General features: G+C 64.1%; 1 protein-coding gene. It reads right to left on the bottom strand.

Features of this window, described 5'->3' with window-relative positions:
- A partial coding sequence (locus FRC96_RS16025) for an RCC1 domain-containing protein (RefSeq protein ID WP_230470329.1) occupies positions 1-960 on the bottom strand: 960 nt, incomplete at both ends.

The following is a 960-nucleotide window of genomic DNA, read 5'->3' as shown; positions in this document are numbered from 1 at the left end:
GTCACCGCACAGGTATGCGCCGCGCCGGCGTCCACGGCCACGAAAGCGTCGATGCCCCCATCCAGCGTGACCTGCACGCGCCCCTCGGAGGTGGGGCCGGGGCCGAGTTGTTGATCGCTATTCTCTCCCCAACATTGCAGAGAATTAGTCGTGGTTACGGCGCACGTATGCTCGATACCCGTCGCCACAATGAGCCAGTTCGTGTCCGTGCCTACTTGATGAGGCGTCTCATAGTTTGTGGCACTTCCGGCGGCTGATTCGACTTGTGTCTCATTATTACGCCCCCAACACCACAAACTCCCATCCACCTGCACCCCGCAGGTATGCTGCCCGCCGGCGGCGACCGTCTGCCAGAGCGCGTCACCTACCCGCGTCGGCACATCACGCTGGTCGCTATCCCCCACGCCCAGCTCGCCGCTACTATTGCTGCCCCAGCACCACAACGAGCCGTCGTCCAGAATCCCGCAGCTATGGTTCGCCCCGGCGCTCACCTCCACCCAGGTGGGAGCTTCGTACACAAAGGTGTAGCGCTGCTCTTCCAGGCAATGCTCGACGTTGGTGTCGGTGGCGCAGGCGCTCAAAATGATCGTGACTTCGGCGGCATCATCGGGAAGCGCCAGCGCCTCGCAGCTCAGATCCGCGCCCGTCTCATCTTCGCAGCGGTGCGTGACCTCGCAGGCCCCGTCGCGCGAGCAAAAGCTCTCAAGCTCGGGCGGGTAGCTAAACGCGATGGTGTCGCCTGCCTCATAGCCCTCAAGCCCCGCCTCAAAGGCATGCAGCACCTCGAAGGTGAGCGAGGCGCTCTCGATCTGCTCCTCAAACTCCGCCTCGACGCTCAACGTCCAGCTGCCCTCCTGGTCAAGCTCCGCAAGCGTCAGCACGATCGACTCGCCACACCCCTCCAACTCCCACGGCTCGCCGCCCTCCAGGGTCAGGGTGCAGGCGCTGATCTCGCAGCCT

The organism is Lujinxingia vulgaris (assembly GCF_007997005.1).
Taxonomy (GTDB): Bacteria; Myxococcota_A; Bradymonadia; order Bradymonadales; family Bradymonadaceae; genus Lujinxingia.
This window is presented reverse-complemented; position numbering and strand designations above follow the sequence as displayed.